This is a genomic window from Streptomyces sp. NPDC057697 (assembly GCF_042799335.1).
GTDB lineage: Bacteria > Actinomycetota > Actinomycetes > Streptomycetales > Streptomycetaceae > Streptomyces.
In genome coordinates this window covers 145057-162643 of record NZ_JBHVJA010000011.1, presented here as the reverse complement: position 1 = coordinate 162643, position 17587 = coordinate 145057, and the positions used below count along the sequence as shown (strand labels likewise).

Here is a 17587-nt window from a genome sequence, read left to right as displayed (position 1 = left end):
GATCGGCCGTCACGCCATATCGTGGGTGGCACGGCGCCACGGCACCCCGCGGGGCCGCCCACGAACCGAGGACCAGACACCCATGACCCGCGTGATCGCCGGCTCGGCCGGCGGACGCCGCCTGGCCGTCCCGCCCGGCACCGGCACCCGCCCCACCTCCGACCGAGCGCGCGAGGGCCTCTTCTCCACCTGGGAAGCCCTCCTCGGCAGCCTGGAGGGCATCCGTATCGCCGATCTGTACGCGGGTTCCGGGGCCGTCGGCCTGGAGGCGCTCTCCCGGGGAGCGGTGCACGCCCTTCTCGTCGAGGCCGACGCCAAGGCCGTGCGCACCGTCCGGGACAACGTCCGCACGCTCGGTCTGCCCGGCGCCGAGGTCCGCACCGGCCGGGCCGAACAGATCGTCACCGGCCCGGCCCCCGCGGAGCCGTACGACCTGGTGTTCCTGGACCCGCCGTACGCCGTCACCGACGACGATCTTGGCGAGATACTGCTCACACTCCGTGCCCAGGGGTGGCTCACGGCCGATGCGCTCGTCACCGTGGAACGCAGCACCAGAGGCGGAGAATTCGGCTGGCCCGAGGGATTCGAACCACTGCGGTCCCGCCGATACGGCGAGGGAACGCTTTGGTACGGTCGCGCCGCCTCTACGTGCGAAGACGCACGATGACCGGACCGGAGAGCGAGGGAACCAAGTTGCGCCGCGCCGTCTGCCCGGGGTCTTTCGACCCCATCACCAATGGACACCTCGACATCATTGGCCGCGCCTCGAAGCTGTACGACGTCGTGCACGTCGCGGTGATGATCAACCAGTCCAAGAAGGGCCTCTTCGCGGTCGACGAGCGGATCGACCTGATCCGCCGGGCCACCGCGGACTTCGACAACGTCCAGGTCGAGTCCTTCCACGGCCTCCTGGTCGACTTCTGCAAGGAGCGTGACATCCCGGCGATCGTGAAGGGTCTGCGGGCCGTCAGCGACTTCGACTACGAGCTGCAGATGGCCCAGATGAACAACGGCCTCACCGGCGTCGAGACGCTCTTCGTGCCGACCAATCCCACGTACAGCTTCCTGTCGTCCTCCCTGGTCAAGGAGGTCGCCACCTGGGGCGGCGACGTCTCCCACCTGCTTCCCCCGGTGGTCCAGCAGGCCCTCGCCGAGCGGCTCGCCCGCGACTGAACCGCTGACGGCCCGTCACCAGGTGTCGGACGGGCGCCGACTGGCCTTACAGTCGTCCCGTCCGTCTCCAATCGGCTGTAGAGAGTGGCGAGCACACGGTGGACGTGCAGAAGAAGCTGGACGAGATCGTCGAAACGGTCGGGAACGCCCGGTCGATGCCCATGTCGGCTTCGTGCGTGGTCAACCGCGCCGAACTGCTCGCGATGCTCGAAGAGGTGCGCGAGGCCCTGCCCGGCTCGCTCGCCCATGCCCAGGAGCTCATCGGGGGCCAGGAGCAGCTGGCCGAGCAGGCCCGTCAGGAGGCCGAGCGGATCATCGGGGCCGCCCGCGCCGAACGCACCTCGCTGATCTCCGGCACCGAGGTCGCCCGGCAGTCCCGCAGCGAGGCCGACCGCATCCTGGAGGAGGCCCGCAGGGAGGCCGCCGAGGTCCGCTCCGAGGCCGACGAGTACGTCGACAGCAAGCTCGCCAACTTCGAGGTCGTCCTCACCAAGACCATCGGCTCCGTCGACCGGGGCCGCGAGAAGCTCCTCGGCCGCGGCCAGGCCTTCGACGAGCAGGGCTACGAGGACCCGGACTTCGCCGAGGCCCCCGAGCGCAGCACCGACCCGGAGACGCTCCAGCGCCGGGCGGACGAGTACGTCGACACCAAGCTGGGAGCCTTCGAGGCCGTGCTCGCCAAGACCCTGGAGGCGGTCGGCCGGGGCCGGCAGAAGCTGCACGGCCGGGTCGCCACCGATGAGCTCGGCGCGCACGTGGCCGCCCAGGACGCGGCGGGCAACCAGGTGCACATGAGCGACGAGGACCACTGGGCCGGGCTCGCCGAGATCGCCACCCCCGAGCCGCAGCCGGTGCACCAGCAGCCCCAGCAGCCCCAGCCCCAGTTCCCCGCCCAGCAGCAGCCCGGCTACGCGGAGACCTACGCCTACCAGGGCGGGCAGCAGGACATGTACGGCTACCAGCAGCAGCCGGACCCGTACGCCGCCTATCAGCAGCAGGGCTACGACCAGACCCAGGGCCAGGTGCCGGTCCAGGGGTACGACGGCTGGCAGCAGCAGCCCGCACAGCCCCAGCAGGCGCTCCCGCAGCAGGGCGAGAGCGCCCTCGACGAGACCAGTCTGTTCGACACCAGCATGATCGACCTGGACCAGCTCCGCCGGTACGAACAGGAGCACTGACCGGACGGGGCGGACCCCCGGGCCCGCTCCCGGGCGGTCCCGGCCGCCCGGATTGGGAGCTGGGCGGCGCGTCCAGTATCCTGGCTCTTCGGTCGCGCGTATGTCCGCGATCCCGGCTGCCCGCTTCGACTCCGAATCCGGTCGGCCCTCCCCACGATGTGCGTTGCACATGATTGCGAAAGCAGGAAAAGCCCTGAACGGCCACCTCGACCACCGAAACCCCCTCGTGTTCGATACGCACGAGCTGGGCCGGCGTCCCGGTGCCCTCCAGCGGCTCTCCCGCACGGTGGACGCACCCGGTCCGCCGTCGGTCCTCGGCATCGAAGGGGTCATCGGTGTGCCGGAAGGCGCACCCGTGGAGCTGGACCTCCGCCTCGAATCGGTCATGGAAGGGGTGCTTGTCACAGGCACCGCCCGTGCGTCGGCCGAGGGGGAGTGCGTAAGGTGTCTGGAGCCGCTGCGCCTTGAGGTTGCGGCGGACTTCCAGGAGATGTTCTCGTACCCTGACGCCGATGACCGGGGCCGCAGCACCAAGGCGGAGCCGGCCGACGACGCCGAGGACGACGAGGACAGGCTCTTCATCGAGGACGGCCTGTTCGACCTCGAACCAGTGCTGCGCGATGCGGTGGTGCTCGCACTGCCGATGCAGCCGGTGTGCCGGGAGTCCTGCGCCGGCCTGTGTTCCGAATGCGGAATCAGGCTGGACGAGAATCCCGGTCACCACCATGATGCCGTCGACATCCGTTGGGCGGCATTGCAAGGACTCGCCGACACCGTTCAGGACGGCGAGAAGGACAACATGGGCGGCGCCGAAGCGGGCGTCGACGAGAAGCAGGAGAAGTAGCCGTGGCTGTTCCGAAGCGGAAGATGTCGCGCAGCAACACGCGCCACCGCCGGTCGCAGTGGAAGGCTGCGGTCCCCACCCTGGTTTCGTGTGAGCGTTGCCAGGAACCGAAGCTGCAGCACATCGCGTGCCCCAGCTGCGGCACGTACAACAAGCGCCAGGTCCTCGAGGTCTGAGCGGCTGGTGAGAGGCCCGATGTCTGAGTTGTCCAACGCCAAGAAGAAGGCAGACAACGTCAACACAGCCTCGTCCCACACGCTTCTGGAAGGGCGGCTCGGGTACCAACTCGAGACCGCCCTTCTGGTGCGTGCGCTGACCCACCGTTCGTACGCGTACGAGAACGGCGGTCTGCCCACCAACGAGCGGCTCGAATTCCTCGGGGATTCGGTGCTCGGCCTGGTGGTCACGGACACGCTGTACCGCACCCACCCCGATCTGCCCGAAGGCCAGCTGGCCAAGTTGCGGGCCGCGGTGGTCAACTCACGTGCGCTGGCGGAAGTGGGCCGCGGCCTCGAACTCGGCTCCTTCATCCGGCTCGGCCGGGGTGAAGAGGGCACGGGAGGCCGGGACAAGGCGTCCATCCTCGCCGACACCCTTGAAGCGGTGATCGGCGCGGTCTATCTCGACCAGGGCCTCGGCGCGGCCTCGGAGCTGGTTCACCGGCTCTTCGACCCGCTGATCGACAGGTCCTCCAACCTCGGTGCCGGCCTGGACTGGAAGACCAGCCTCCAGGAGCTCACCGCCGGCGAGAGCCTCGGAGTCCCCGAGTACCTCGTCACGGAGACCGGCCCGGACCACGAGAAGACCTTTACTGCTGCTGCTCGCGTCGGTGGTGTCTCGTACGGCACCGGCACCGGTCGTAGCAAGAAGGAAGCGGAGCAGCAGGCGGCGGAGTCCGCCTGGCGCGAGATCAGCGCCGCCGCGGAGGAGCGGGCGGCCGCGGCGAAGGCCGCTGCCGAAGGAGGGACCGCCGACACGTCGGACGGCCCGCCGCCGTCCACGGACGTCGCTCCGGCCTGACCCCCGGAACCCCTCGGTGCCCCGTGCACCGGGGGGTTCTTCCTGCCCGGAACCGTACGGTTCCCCCCGGATCATCACTTCATCGTTCAGGAGCGACACCGTGCCCGAGCTGCCCGAGGTCGAAGTCGTCCGGCGTGGCCTGGAGCGCTGGGTCACCGGCCGCACCGTCGGCGAGGTCGAGGTGCTGCACCCGCGTGCGGTCCGCCGCCATCTCGCCGGGGGCGCGGACTTCGCGGCCCGGCTCGACGGGGCCCGGTTCGGCACGGCGATGCGCCGCGGCAAGTACCTCTGGGTGCCGCTGGACGACGCGGCCCTCTCGCTCCTCGGCCACCTGGGCATGAGCGGCCAACTGCTCGTACAGCCGCAGGACGCGCCGGACGAGAAGCATCTGCGCGTCCGGATCCGCTTCGACGACGCCCTCGGCACCGAGCTCCGCTTCGTCGACCAGCGGACCTTCGGCGGGCTCTCGCTCCATGAATCCGCCGCCGGCAGCACGGACGGGCTGCCCGACATCATCGCGCACATCGCCCGCGACCCCCTGGACCCTGCGTTCGACGACGCCGCCTTCCACACCGCCCTGCGCCTGCGGCGCACCACCGTCAAGCGGGCCCTGCTCGACCAGTCGCTGATCAGCGGCGTCGGCAACATCTACGCGGACGAGGCGCTCTGGCGCAGCAGACTCCACTACGACCGGCCGACCGCGACCCTCACCCGCCCCCTGTCGGCCGGTCTGCTCGGCCACGTCCGCGACGTGATGAACGCGGCGCTCGCCCAGGGCGGCACCAGCTTCGACAGCCTCTACGTCAATGTGAACGGCGAGTCCGGCTACTTCGACCGCTCGCTCGACGCCTACGGACGCGAGGACGAGCCCTGCCACCGCTGCGGCACGCCGATCCGCCGCCGCCCCTGGATGAACCGCTCCAGCTACTTCTGCCCACGCTGCCAGCGGCCGCCGCGCCCGACGCGCTAGGCCCGATTTTCGAACTGCCGTCTGCCGTGCGACGCCCGGCACGCACGCTCGCCGTGTTGTCGGGATCGCACGCACCGGACGCCGCACGGCCCGGCCTCCGGCCGGACGACCGCAGTATGAAGACAGATCCTAGGACCTGTGCGCCCGGTGGCGCCCGGAGCGCCCTAGGAGGCGGGGTGCGTCTCGTCGTAGTGCTCGCGGGCCCGGAGCACCTCGGGCATCCGGTCCTCGACGAGCTGGATCAGCGAGAGCAGCCGCTCGGCCACCTCCCGGCCCAGGGGCGTCAGCTCGTAGTCGACGCGCGGCGGATTGGTCGGCTGGGCCTCGCGGTGGACCAGGCCGTCCCGCTCCAGGGCGTGGAGCGTCTGGGAGAGCATCTTCTCGCTGACCCCGTCGACCCGGCGGCGCAGCTCGTTGAAGCGGAAGCCGCTCTCGTACAGCGCGCCCAGCGCCAGTCCGCCCCAGCGCCCGGTGACGTGCTCCAGCGTGCCGCGTGAGGGGCACTGTCTGGAGAACACGTCGAAGGCGAGCGCGTCCAGGGTGTTCTCGTCCATACCGAGCAGCGTACGCCCGCACAGCGCTCGCCGCCGGAGTGTGCTTTCTACGGGTGAGCGCCTGCCCGGCGTGGGTCAGAAGCCGAAGTCCTGCGTCCACCAGGGGCCGCCGGTGCCGTAGTGCACGCCGACGCCGAGTGTCTTGTAGTCGCAGTTGAGGATGTTCGCCCGGTGACCTTCGCTGTTCATCCAGGATTCCATCACGGCCTGCGCGCTGGACTGGCCGCGGGCTATGTTCTCGGCGGCGAGGTCCTGTATGCCCGCCTTCGAGGCGCGGTCCCAGGGGGACCGGCCGTCGGGGTCGGTGTGGTCGAAGAAGCCGCGCGCGGCCATGTCCTCGCTGAAGTCCTGGGCGAGCGACGCGAGCGGGGCGTTGGCGGTCAGCGGGCTGCAGCCGACCTTCGCGCGCTCCTGGTTGACCAGGGCGAGCACGGCGGACTGGACGGAGGAGTCGGCCGGGGCCGCGGCGCTGCGGGTGGCGGGCGCGGAGGTCTTCGGTGCGGCCGACGGCTTTCCGGCGGCCGGGGTGGTGGTGCCATCGGTTCCGGCGGAGGCGGACTTCGACGGCTCGGACGGGGACGGCTTCGGCCGTTCGGTCTCCCGGGGGGCCTTGGAGGGGGTGGACGTGGGGGACCCGGAGGGGCTCTTCGCCGCCGGGCCCCCGGCGCGTCCGGTGCCGCGGTCGGCGGCCTCGGAGCCCCGGTCGGCCGGGGCGGAGGCGCCGCCCTGGGTGAGCAGATCCGGGGTACCGTCGGCGCGCACCCGGTCGCTGCTGCCCCCGCCGACCGTGAACGTGTCGCCCCCGGGCACCAGTCCTGAGCTCATCGCCACGGCTCCCACGGCCACGGCCGCGGAGAAGCCGACCAGGCCCGTACGGATCGGTGCCCCGGACCGCTTCCTGCGGTGCCCGCCGTGCTTGCGGTCCGCGCCGCTGCCCGCCGGGTCCTCAGGGGTCGGAACTACGGCGGAGCGTCGATGGCGTCCCATCTGCTGAGCCCTTCTGACGGTCTGGACGCCGGTTCCGGCGTCAACACACTTCACCCGTTGGAGTGAGTCCACTGCGTCGGGACTGTACGCCATGGCCACACGGAACGATGTGCTCCGAGCCCATTCGGACGGTTAGCGTTCGGGCATGAACGAGGACGTACGGCTCACCGCATGGGTGCGCGGACGGGTGCAGCAGGTCGGGTTCCGCTGGTTCACCAGGGCGAACGCGCTGGAGATCGGGGGGCTCACCGGCTTCGCGCTCAATCTCGACGACGGCAGGGTGCAGGTCGTCGCCGAGGGGCGGCGCGAGAGTTGCCGGCGTCTGCTGGACTGGCTGCGCTCGGACGACACACCCGGCCGTGTCGACGGAGTGACTGAGATATGGGACACCCCGCGGGGCGGTTACGAGGGATTCGCGATCCGCTGATCCGGGTCCCTTCCCGGGGTGCGGAGCGGGCCGTGTTCGGACGGTGTTCGAAGGGCGGCGGGAGGTGACCGGGCGGCGCGCTCATCTGCGTACACATGAAATGACCTGCGGAATGTCCGGATGGTTGCCAAGATTCGGTTGGCGTGCGAGGCTGCGGCAGTAAGGATGATCTCCACGCCCCACGGGGTCCCGCAGGAGAGTCGCGCCGCATGATCGTCCAGCCGCGCGCCCCCGGGATGCCCGTCTCTACAGGGCGTGATCGTGTTGACCGTCAAACTTTTTGGTGAGACGCTGAAATCCCCGCGCACCTTAGCTGTTTGGCAGAGCTGTTTGGCAGCAGGACAGCAGTGACGACAGAGCACTGCCGAGCACCGCGGGTGCGATTCCCTCACGACCCACACCGCATCGGTCGGTCACTCAGTGTGGAGGACCATCCATCATGGCAAAGGCGCTTCTCGGTTACGTCGGCGGTTCCGACCCGCGACTCCTCGCCGAGATGCGACGGCTCCAGCAGCGCGTCCAGGACCTCGAATCCGAGCTCGTACGGATCCAGGACGAGAACGACGCGCTGAACGCCGCCGCCCAGCACCAAGAGTCGCTGCTCGACAGCATCGACATCGACGTACCTCAGGCGGAGCCGGCGCTGACCTGACCGATGGCCCCCAGGGGCCGGTCGGGCCGTATCGCGTCAGCCGTCCGAGAACATCGCCCGGATCGTCGCCGGATCATTGAAGATCACTGCTCTTGATCTGTCACTCTCGTGACATGTCCTTGATCCGTCATGCGCAGCTGCACCAGCACCACCGTGCGTAACACCGCAACAAGATTTACAAGGGACGCTTCGGCGTCCCTTCTTTCTTTTCCGCCTGATCCTTTTCCGCCCGGACCTGTGCGGCAGCCGCCCCCGGCATACGCCCCTTCCCTTAACGTCTGATGTGCCCTGCACCTTCATCGGTGAAACCGAGAGCGAAAGGTAGAGTCCGGCGGCGTGCACCTCAAGGCCCTGACCCTGCGTGGTTTCAAATCGTTCGCCTCCGCCACGACGCTGCGGTTCGAACCCGGTATCACCTGCGTCGTGGGCCCCAATGGGTCCGGCAAGTCCAATGTGGTGGACGCGCTCTCCTGGGTCATGGGGGAACAGGGCGCCAAATCCCTGCGCGGCGGCAAGATGGAAGACGTGATCTTCGCCGGGACCACCGGGCGGCCGCCGCTGGGCAGGGCCGAAGTATCGCTCACCATCGACAATTCCGACGGCGCTCTGCCCATCGAGTACGCCGAAGTGACGATCACTCGGATCATGTTCCGCAATGGCGGCAGCGAGTACCAGATCAATGGCGACACCTGCCGTCTTCTGGACATCCAGGAACTCCTCTCGGATTCCGGTATCGGCCGCGAGATGCATGTCATCGTCGGCCAGGGCCAGCTCGACTCCGTGCTCCACGCCGACCCGATGGGCCGCCGCGCGTTCATCGAGGAAGCCGCGGGCGTGCTCAAGCACCGCAAGCGGAAGGAGAAGGCGCTGCGGAAGCTGGACGCGATGGGGGCCAACCTCGCCCGCGTCCAGGACCTCACCGACGAACTGCGGCGCCAGCTGAAACCACTCGGCCGGCAGGCCGCCGTGGCCCGCCGGGCCGCCGTCATCCAGGCCGACCTGCGCGACGCCAGGCTGCGGCTGCTCGCCGACGACCTGGTGTCGCTGCGCACGGCGCTGCGCAGCGAGATCGCCGACGAGGCGGCGCTCAAGCAGCGCCGGGAGGCGGCGGAGGCGGAACTCGGGGCGGCCCTCGCGCGCGAGGCTGAGCTGGAGGACGAGGTGCGGCGGCTGGCGCCGCGGCTCCAGCGGGCCCAGCAGACCTGGTACGAGCTGTCCCAGCTGGCCGAACGCGTACGCGGCACGGTCTCGCTGGCCGACGCCCGGGTGAAGAGCGCCTCCGCCCCCCAGGAGGAGGAGCGACGCGGCACGGGGTTCAGGGACCCGGAGAGCATGGAACGGGAGGCCGCCCGGATCCGCGAGCAGGAGGCGGAGCTGGCGGCGGCGCTGGAGGCCGCGGAGCACGCGCTGGAGGACACCTCGGCGCACCGCGCCGACCTGGAACGCGAGTTGGCGGCCGAGGAGCGCAGGCTCAAGGACGCGGCCCGCGCCATCGCGGACCGCCGCGAAGGGCTCGCCCGGCTGAACGGCCAGGTCAACGCGGCCCGCAGCCGGGCCGGTTCGGCACAGGCCGAGATCGACCGGCTGGCCGCCTCCCGGGACGAGGCGCGGGAGCGGGCGGTCGCCGCCCAGGAGGAGTACGAACAGCTCAAGGCCGAGGTCGAGGGCCTGGACGCCGGTGATCAGGAGCTCGGCGAGCAGCACGACGCCGCCAAGCGGGAGCTGGCGGAGGCGGAGTCGGCGCTCTCCGCGGCCCGGGAGGCGGCCACCGCCGCGGAGCGGAAGCGCGCCGCGGTCGCGGCCCGCCACGAAGCACTCGCCCTCGGCCTGCGCCGCAAGGACGGTACGGGCGCGCTGCTGGGGGCGCGGGACCGGCTGTCGGGGCTGCTCGGTCCGGCCGCGGAACTGCTGACCGTGGCGCCGGGACACGAGGTGGCGGTGGCGGCGGCCCTGGGCGCGGCGGCGGACGCGGTCGCGGTGACGGACCCGGCCACGGCGGCCGAGGCGATCAGGCTGCTGCGCAAGCAGGACGCGGGGCGGGCGGCGTTGCTGCTCGGCGGGGCGCGCGCGGGGGTCCCCGACCAAGGGGGTGCCCACGGTGGCAACGGTGGCACCGAGGCCGGTGGTGCGCGTGGTGCTGCTGAGGTGGGTGGTGCTGCCAGTGCCGGTGGTGCCGGTGGTGCCGGTGGTGCCGGTGGTGCCGGTGAGGCCGGTGGTGCTGCCATGGCCGGTGGTGCCGGTGAGGTGGGTGGTGCTGCCGGTGCCGGTGGTACCGACGCGTCCGCCGTGCATGTACCCGGGCAGGTGCAGGGGACGGGTGGGGCGGCAGGGTCCGGGGAGTCGGCAGGGCCGCTCGCGCCGGTCCGTGTCGCGGCCGTCGCCGTGGGCCAGGGGCCCGCCGGGGAGCCGCCCGCCGTGGCCGACCTGGTCCGAGGCCCCGTCGAACTGATGGGCGCCGTACGCGGACTGGTACGCGACATGGTGGTCGTCGGCACCCTGGAGGACGCCGAGGATCTCGTCGCCGCGCACCCGGAGCTGACGGCCGTGACCGCCGAGGGGGACATCCTCTCGGCCCACTTCGCGCACGGCGGCTCCGCCGGGGCGCCCAGCCTGCTCGAAGTACAGGCCTCGGTCGACGAGGCCGCCGCCCAGCTGGAGGAACTGGCCGTGCGGTGCGCCGCGCTGACCGAGGCGCAGCGGCTGGCGGGGGAGCGGCGCCGGACCGCCGCCGGGCTGGTCGAGGAGCTGGGGGAGCGGCGCCGGGCCGCCGAGCGGGAGAAGTCCGGGGTCTCCCAGCAGCTCGGGCGGCTGGCCGGGCAGGCCCGTGGCGCGGCGGGCGAGGCCGAGCGGATGACCGCGTCGGCCGCCCGCGCCCAGGAGGCCCTGGACCGGGCGGCCGAGGAGGCGGAGGAACTGGCCGAGCGGCTGCTCGTCGCCCAGGAGATGCCGGTCGAGGAGGAGCCGGACACCTCCGTGCGCGACCGGCTCGCCGCCGACGGCGCCAACGCCCGCCAGACCGAGATGGAGGCCCGTCTCCAGCTGCGTACCCACGAGGAGCGGGCCAAGGCGCTCGCGGGCCGGGCGGACGCCCTCGACCGGGGCGCCCGCGCCGAACGCGAGGCCCGTGCCCGCGCCGAGCGGCGCCGGGCCCGGCTGCGGCACGAAGCGGCGGTGGCCTCCGCCGTGGCCTCCGGCGCCCGTCAGCTGCTCGCGCACGTCGAGGTGTCCGTCGTACGCGCCGAGCGGGAGCGGACCGTGGCCGAGGCGGCGAAGGCGGAGCGGGAACGGGAACTGGCGGCCGAGCGCGGCCGGGGCCGCGATCTCAAGGGCGAGCTGGACAAGCTCACCGACTCCGTCCACCGCGGCGAGGTGCTCGGTGCCGAGAAGCGGCTGCGGATGGAGCAGCTGGAGACGAAGGCGCTGGAGGAGCTGGGCGTCGAGCCGGCCGGGCTGGTCGGGGAGTACGGCCCCGACCAGCCCGTACCGCCGTCACCGGCCGCGGAGGGCGAGGAGCTGCCCTCGGACCCGGAGCACCCGCGCAATCGGCCCAGGCCGTTCGTCAGGGCCGAGCAGGAGAAGCGGCTGAAGGCGGCCGAACGGGCGTATCAGCAACTCGGGAAGGTGAATCCGCTCGCCCTGGAGGAGTTCTCGGCGCTGGAGGAACGGCACAAGTTCCTCTCCGAGCAGCTCGAAGACCTGAAGAAGACCCGGGCCGACCTGATACAGGTCGTCAAGGAGGTCGACCAGCGCGTCGAGCAGGTCTTCACGGAGGCGTACCGGGACACGGCCCGGGAGTTCGAGGGTGTCTTCTCGCGGCTCTTCCCGGGCGGCGAGGGCCGGCTCGTCCTGACCGACCCGGAGAACATGCTCGCCACGGGTGTGGACGTAGAGGCCCGGCCGCCCGGCAAGAAGGTCAAGCGGCTCTCGCTGCTCTCCGGCGGCGAACGTTCGCTCACGGCGGTGGCGTTGCTGGTCTCCATCTTCAAGGCCCGGCCGAGCCCCTTCTATGTGATGGACGAGGTCGAGGCGGCGCTCGACGACACCAATCTCCAGCGGCTGATCCGGATCATGGAGGAGCTCCAGGAGAGCTCGCAGCTCATCGTGATCACGCATCAGAAGCGGACGATGGAGGTCGCCGACGCGCTGTACGGCGTCTCGATGCAGGGCGACGGAGTCTCGAAGGTCATCAGCCAGCGGCTGCGCTGAACCCTTTACGCAATCTTCAAGACTTCGACCTGTCCTTCGGGCTTTCCCGGGTACATGTAGGCACTGACCGCATATTGATTTCGAGACCTGAACGAATAATCTCTGCGGCGTCGCCTTTTCCTTCAAGTGGTGGCAGTCGAGAAGTTATGCGCCACTTGGAGGAGTTTCCCCCACCTGACGACGCGGCCAGGCATCAGGAGTTCATGTGACCAACACCTCGCAGGGACCGGCCTCCGGAGCGCGGGCGGCCCACCCGGACCATCTCGGCCACGTCATCTTCATCACGGCGGCCGCCGCCATGGGCGGCTTCCTCTTCGGCTACGACAGTTCCGTCATCAACGGTGCCGTCGAAGCGATCCGCAGCCGCTACGACATCGGCTCCGGAACGCTCGCCCAGGTCATCGCCATCGCGCTGATCGGCTGTGCGATCGGCGCGGCCACCGCGGGGCGCATCGCCGACCGCATCGGCCGCATCCGCTGCATGCAGATCGCCTCCGTGCTCTTCACCATCAGCGCCGTCGGCTCCGCGCTCCCGTTCGCGCTCTGGGACCTGGCGATGTGGCGCATCATCGGCGGTTTCGCCATCGGCATGGCGTCGGTGATCGGTCCGGCCTACATCGCGGAGGTCTCGCCGCCCGCCTACCGCGGCCGGCTCGGCTCCTTCCAGCAGGCGGCGATCGTCATCGGCATCGCCATCTCCCAGCTGGTCAACTACGGCATCCTGCAACTCGCCGACGGCGACCAGCGCGGCCGGATCGGCGGCCTCGAAGCCTGGCAGTGGATGCTGGGCGTCATGGTCGTCCCGGCCGCCCTGTACGGCCTGCTGTCCTTCGCGATCCCGGAGTCGCCGCGGTTCCTGATCTCGGTCGGCAAGAAGGACCGGGCCCGAGCGATCCTGGCGGAGGTCGAGGGCAAGGGCACCGACCTGGACGCCCGGGTCACCGAGATCGAGACCGCCATGCACCGCGAGCACAAGTCCACGTTCAGGGATCTGCTCGGCAGCCGTTTCGGCTTCCTGCCGATCGTCTGGATCGGCATCGGCCTGTCGGTCTTCCAGCAACTCGTCGGCATCAACGTGGCGTTCTACTACTCGGCGACGCTCTGGCAGTCCGTCGGCATCGACCCCACCGACTCCTTCTTCTACTCGTTCACCACGTCCATCATCAACATCATCGGTACCGTCGTCGCGATGGTCCTGGTGGACCGGGTGGGCCGCAAGCCGCTCGCCCTGGCCGGCTCCACCGGTATGGCCATCGCCCTCGCCTTCGAGGCCTGGGCCTTCTCCGCCGATCTGGTCGACGGCAAACTTCCCAGCCCCCAGGGCGCCGTGGCGCTCGTCGCGGCCCATGTGTTCGTGCTCTTCTTCGCCCTGTCGTGGGGCGTCATCGTCTGGGTCTTCCTCGGCGAGATGTTCCCCAACCGGATCCGCGCCGCCGCGCTCGGCGTCGCCGCGTCCGCCCAGTGGATCGCCAACTGGGCGATCACCGCGAGCTTCCCGAGCCTGGCCGACTGGAACCTCTCGGGCACCTACATCATCTACGCGTGCTTCGCCACGCTCTCGATCCCCTTCGTCCTCATGTTCGTGAAGGAGACCAAGGGCAAGGCTCTGGAGGAGATGGGCTAGGCCGCGTCGCCCGGATCGGCATCGGGGCGCGCGAGCCGACGTGGTCCGCACGGAAACCCCTTCCGCGACACGCTTCAGGGAGCCCCCGGCGCGACCGCCTCGCAGAGCAGCCGAAGGCTGCGCCACCCCTCCTCGACCGGCATCCCGCCGCACAGCGGATGCAGTACCAGGCTGTCCAGCTCCCCGGCCGCCGCCGCGCACTCCTCGGGGGTGACGATCCGGTAGACCCCCTCGGCCCGCAGCTCCGCCACCGTCGTCGCGGTCGAACGCACGGCGGAGCGGATGTCCTTGGACTGCCAGGAGGCGTAGGTGCGGGCCTCGTGCAGGAAGTACTCGCCGTACTCCGCCCAGCTCCGGTCCGGGTCCCGCGAGACGTGCAGCAGCGGGGTCTCGGCGGCGGGCATCATGCAGAAGCCGTCCGTACCGAACTCGGCGCGCCGCTCCTGGTAGTACGCCTCCAGCTCCGGCAGGTGCGCGCTCGGGAAGAACGGCAGCCCGAACCGGGCCGCCCGCCGCGCCGCCGCCCGCGAGCTGCCGCCCACCAGCAGCATCGGGTGCGGCCGGGTGTACGGGCGCGGTGTGACGCGGACCGTGCGGCCCCGGTACGGGAACGGCTCACCGGTCCACGCCCGCAGCAGCGTCTCCAGCAGCTCGTCCTGGAGCCTGCCGCGCCTGCCCCATTCGACGCCCGCACGTTCGTACTCCTCGGGCCGGTAGCCGATCCCCGCCACCGTCACCAGCCGCCCGGCGCTCAGCAGGTCCAGGACCGCGATGTCCTCGGCCAGCCGCAGCGGGTCGTGCAACGGGCCGATGATCGCCGAGACGGTGACCGCGATCCGGCGGGTGGCGCCGAAGACCGAGCCCGCGAAGACGAAGGGGGAGGGCAGCCAGGAGTTGGCGGCGCCGTGGTGCTCCTCGGTCTGCACGGTGTCGACGCCGTGCTCGTCGGCGTACGCGGCCATCTCCAGCGCGGCGCGGTAGCGGGCCGAGAGCGCGCCCGGGGAGGCATCGGGATCGACGAGGTTGAACCGGACCACTGTGAAGGCCATGAGACGTGTCCCATCGTCGGGCGGGGCGGGGCCCTTCGTCCGGACCGTTCCTGGCGGGCGTGCCCCCCGTGCCCGGTCCGGCCCGGTCCGGAGAACGCCCCGGGGTGGTCGGGGACAGTAACTGACGCGGCGTCAGAAGTGTAGGGCCGTGCCGTCGCCGCTTCGGCGGGCCCGCCCGGCGGGGCGCGGCAGGATCGCGTACAGGGCGGCGGAGACCGTGATCGTGGCGGCCCAGCCGAGGTTCTGGCGTCCGGGCCAGGTGGTGGCGAGCGGTCCCGAGAACCACCGCACACCGGTGAGGAGCAGGCCGGTCACCAGCCCCGCGGCCCACGCGGTCACGGCCGGCACGGAGAAGCCCCCGGTGTACCAGTAGGCGCCGGCCGGGGTGGTGTCCAGGAGGGCCACCGGATCGTAGACGCGGCCCCGCAGCAGATCCACGGCGAAGACCCCGATCCACGCGGAGAACGTCACGGCGAGCAGGTTCAGGAAGGAGACGAAGGTGTCCAGGAAGCCCGCGGCCGTGAGCATCAGCGACGCGCCCAGCAGGAGGCTGATGGCGGCGTTCACGCCGACCGCCCAGACGCGGGGGACCGCGAAGCCCAGCGTCTGCGCGGTGAACCCGGCCGAGTACATCGACATCGCGTTGATCAGCACCATCCCGGCCACGACGAGCAGCAGATACGGCACCGAGAGCCAGCCGGGCAGCAGCGGGCCGACGAACGCGACCGGGTCGTGGGTGACCGCCAGGCCCGGCTCGGCGACCGCCATCACGGCCCCCATCAGCACCATCGGCAGATACGCGACCCCGGCGCCGCCCACCGTCGCGGCGACCATCGCCCGGCCCGACGCCGTGCGCGGCAGATAGCGGGCGAAGTCGGGGCCCGACGGGGCCCAGCTGATGCCGCCCGCCGCCAGGGTGCCCACCCCGGCGATCACCAGGCCCGTCGGCCCGGCGGGCCTGCCCAGCACCTTCCCCCAGTCCGTCGTTCCGGTCAGATGGACCAGGACGAGCACACTGACGCCGCCGAACAGATACGCCGACCAGGTGCAGCAGACCCGCAGCGCCCCCGCGCCCAGCCCCGACACCAGCCAGCTGCACCCCACGAAGGCGAGCAGGGTCGCCAGGGTCAGGCGGTGGCTGCCGGTGACGCCGAGGAGCAGGTCTAGCACCGCGAGCACCGCGTAGGTGCCGGTGACCGCGTTCACGGTCTCCCAGCCCCAGCGGGCGATCCAGGTCAGCGCTCCGGGCAGCAGATTGCCCCGCTGTCCGAAGACGGCCCGGGAGAGCGCCATGCCGGGCGCCCCGCCCCGTCTGCCCGCGATCGAGACCAGGCCCACCAGGCCGAAGCCGATGACCGAGGACAGGACCGCGACCGTCAGCACCTGCCAGAGATTCAGCCGGTCCAGGGCGACGAGCCCCGCGCCGACGGTGAGCAGGAGCACGGTCAGGTTCGCACCGACCCAGGTGGGGAAGAGGGTCCTGACCCGGCCGGTGCGCTCGTTGTCGGGAACGGGCTCCAGTCCACGGGTCTCCACGGGCAGGATCGTACCTTTACCGCCAAAAGGTGCATAACGCTCAAGGGGATACTCGGGTGATCCTTCGGGGCGGTCCCCTCGGGCGGCCGTGACTGATACTGGGTGGGTTATGGAATTCGTCATCCTTGCTGTAGTCATCGCCCTGGTCGCGGTCGGCGTGATCAGCGGGCTCGTGGTCAGCAGCCGCAAGAAGAAGCAGCTGCCCCCGGCGCCGTCGAGCACGCCGACCATCACTCCCCCCACCGAGCCCCGTGTCGGCGAGGAAGCCGAGACGCCGCGCGAGGAACCGCGCCGCACCATCGAGGAGGCCGGTCCCGAGGCCGGGGCCCCCGCCGAGGAGGCCCCCGGGGCCGTCGAGCCGGAGGCGCCCGCCGCCCCCGCCCTCGACGTGCCCGAGCCCACCGCCGGCCGTCTGGTGCGGCTGCGCGCCCGGCTCGCCCGCTCGCAGAACTCCCTCGGCAAGGGGCTGCTCACGCTCCTGTCCCGCGACAACCTCGACGAGGACACCTGGGAGGAGATCGAGGACACCCTCCTCACCGCCGACGTCGGCGTCGCGCCCACCCAGGAGCTCGTGGAACGGCTCCGCGAGCGCGTCCGGGTCCTCGGCACCCGTACCCCCGAAGGGCTGCGCGCGCTGCTGCGCGAGGAGCTCCTCACCCTGCTCGGCACCGACTTCGACCGTGCGGTCAAGACGGAGAGCGGCCTCGACACCCCCGGCGTCGTGATGGTCGTCGGCGTCAACGGCACCGGCAAGACCACCACCACCGGCAAGCTCGCCCGGGTGCTCGTCGCCGACGGCCGCAGCGTCGTGCTCGGCGCGGCCGACACCTTCCGGGCCGCCGCCGCCGACCAGCTCCAGACCTGGGGCGAGCGCGTCGGCGCCCGCACCGTGCGCGGCCCCGAGGGCGGCGACCCCGCCTCGATCGCCTTCGACGCCGTGAAGGAGGGCATCGCGGAGGGCGCCGATGTGGTGCTCATCGACACCGCGGGCCGGCTGCACACCAAGACCGGGCTGATGGACGAGCTCGGCAAGGTCAAGCGGGTCGTGGAGAAGCACGGGCCGCTGGACGAGGTGCTGCTCGTCCTCGACGCCACGACCGGGCAGAACGGCCTGGTGCAGGCCCGGGTGTTCGCGGAGGTCGTGGACATCACCGGCATCGTGCTCACCAAGCTGGACGGCACCGCCAAGGGCGGCATCGTCATCGCCGTCCAGCGCGAGCTGGGCGTGCCGGTGAAGCTGGTCGGCCTCGGTGAGGGCCCGGACGACCTGGCCCCGTTCGAGCCGGAGGCGTTCGTCGACGCCCTGATCGGCGACTGACGGCACCGCGTACCGCACCCGAGGAGCCCGACCGCACCGCAGCGGTCGG

The 17587-nt window shown here is 71.3% G+C and carries 16 protein-coding genes; 12 read left to right on the top strand and 4 right to left on the bottom strand.

Going from position 1 to position 17587, the window contains the following annotated elements:
- Nucleotides 1-82 precede the first annotated feature (82 nt).
- From rsmD to mutM, 7 genes are all read left to right on the top strand, one after another.
- Nucleotides 83-667, top strand: coding sequence for a 16S rRNA (guanine(966)-N(2))-methyltransferase RsmD (gene rsmD / locus ACFVFH_RS26310; RefSeq protein ID WP_383772960.1), 585 nt, complete (start codon nt 83-85; stop codon nt 665-667).
- Nucleotides 668-693: 26 nt separating this feature from the next.
- Nucleotides 694-1173, top strand: coding sequence for a pantetheine-phosphate adenylyltransferase (coaD, locus tag ACFVFH_RS26305; protein WP_383773199.1), 480 nt, complete (start codon nt 694-696; stop codon nt 1171-1173).
- Nucleotides 1174-1271: 98 nt separating this feature from the next.
- Nucleotides 1272-2351 (top strand): cell division initiation protein, encoded by a 1080-nt coding sequence (locus ACFVFH_RS26300; RefSeq protein ID WP_383772958.1) that lies wholly within the window; start codon nt 1272-1274, stop codon nt 2349-2351.
- A 169-nt stretch (nt 2352-2520) separates the two neighbouring features.
- Nucleotides 2521-3195 carry a YceD family protein gene (locus ACFVFH_RS26295; RefSeq protein WP_383773197.1) on the top strand — a complete coding sequence of 225 codons (675 nt, stop codon included), beginning with the start codon at nt 2521-2523 and terminating at the stop codon, nt 3193-3195.
- A 2-nt stretch (nt 3196-3197) separates the two neighbouring features.
- Nucleotides 3198-3371, top strand: coding sequence for a 50S ribosomal protein L32 (gene rpmF, locus ACFVFH_RS26290; RefSeq protein WP_003965982.1), 174 nt, complete (start codon nt 3198-3200; stop codon nt 3369-3371).
- Nucleotides 3372-3390: 19 nt separating this feature from the next.
- Nucleotides 3391-4215 carry a ribonuclease III gene (gene rnc, locus ACFVFH_RS26285; RefSeq protein ID WP_383772956.1) on the top strand — a complete coding sequence of 275 codons (825 nt, stop codon included), beginning with the start codon at nt 3391-3393 and terminating at the stop codon, nt 4213-4215.
- 100 nt (nt 4216-4315) lie between these two features.
- Complete coding sequence (mutM, locus tag ACFVFH_RS26280; RefSeq protein WP_383772954.1) at nt 4316-5185, top strand: bifunctional DNA-formamidopyrimidine glycosylase/DNA-(apurinic or apyrimidinic site) lyase; 870 nt, start codon at nt 4316-4318, stop codon at nt 5183-5185.
- Nucleotides 5186-5349: 164 nt separating this feature from the next.
- Here mutM and ACFVFH_RS26275 read toward each other — a convergent pair whose 3' ends face one another.
- Both ACFVFH_RS26275 and ACFVFH_RS26270 read right to left on the bottom strand, forming a co-directional pair.
- The gene (locus ACFVFH_RS26275; RefSeq protein WP_383772952.1) at nt 5350-5739 is read right to left on the bottom strand and encodes a winged helix-turn-helix transcriptional regulator; all 390 of its coding nucleotides are present in this window, start codon (nt 5737-5739) and stop codon (nt 5350-5352) included.
- A 75-nt stretch (nt 5740-5814) separates the two neighbouring features.
- Entirely contained in the window at nt 5815-6726 is a 912-nt protein-coding gene (locus tag ACFVFH_RS26270) for a CAP domain-containing protein (protein WP_383772950.1), read from the bottom strand.
- A gap of 145 nt (nt 6727-6871) precedes the next feature.
- On the opposite strand from ACFVFH_RS26270, the gene ACFVFH_RS26265 reads away from it, so the two are divergent.
- From ACFVFH_RS26265 to ACFVFH_RS26250, 4 genes are all read left to right on the top strand, one after another.
- Complete coding sequence (locus ACFVFH_RS26265; RefSeq protein WP_383772948.1) at nt 6872-7153, top strand: acylphosphatase; 282 nt, start codon at nt 6872-6874, stop codon at nt 7151-7153.
- A gap of 439 nt (nt 7154-7592) precedes the next feature.
- Nucleotides 7593-7805, top strand: coding sequence for a hypothetical protein (locus tag ACFVFH_RS26260; RefSeq protein WP_018551753.1), 213 nt, complete (start codon nt 7593-7595; stop codon nt 7803-7805).
- A gap of 336 nt (nt 7806-8141) precedes the next feature.
- On the top strand, nt 8142-12011 hold the full coding sequence (locus ACFVFH_RS26255) for an AAA family ATPase (RefSeq protein ID WP_383772946.1): 3870 nt from the start codon (nt 8142-8144) through the stop codon (nt 12009-12011).
- 205 nt (nt 12012-12216) lie between these two features.
- Complete coding sequence (locus ACFVFH_RS26250; protein ID WP_383772944.1) at nt 12217-13635, top strand: sugar porter family MFS transporter; 1419 nt, start codon at nt 12217-12219, stop codon at nt 13633-13635.
- 74 nt (nt 13636-13709) lie between these two features.
- Here ACFVFH_RS26250 and ACFVFH_RS26245 read toward each other — a convergent pair whose 3' ends face one another.
- Together ACFVFH_RS26245 and ACFVFH_RS26240 are read right to left on the bottom strand one after the other, a co-directional pair.
- Entirely contained in the window at nt 13710-14684 is a 975-nt protein-coding gene (locus ACFVFH_RS26245; protein ID WP_383772942.1) for an LLM class flavin-dependent oxidoreductase, read from the bottom strand.
- A gap of 132 nt (nt 14685-14816) precedes the next feature.
- Complete coding sequence (locus ACFVFH_RS26240; protein WP_383772940.1) at nt 14817-16220, bottom strand: purine-cytosine permease family protein; 1404 nt, start codon at nt 16218-16220, stop codon at nt 14817-14819.
- A gap of 109 nt (nt 16221-16329) precedes the next feature.
- Here ACFVFH_RS26240 and ftsY point away from each other — a divergent pair, with 109 nt between their 5' ends.
- Nucleotides 16330-17538 carry a signal recognition particle-docking protein FtsY gene (ftsY, locus tag ACFVFH_RS26235; RefSeq protein ID WP_383772938.1) on the top strand — a complete coding sequence of 403 codons (1209 nt, stop codon included), beginning with the start codon at nt 16330-16332 and terminating at the stop codon, nt 17536-17538.
- The last annotated feature ends 49 nt before the right edge of the window (nt 17539-17587 follow it).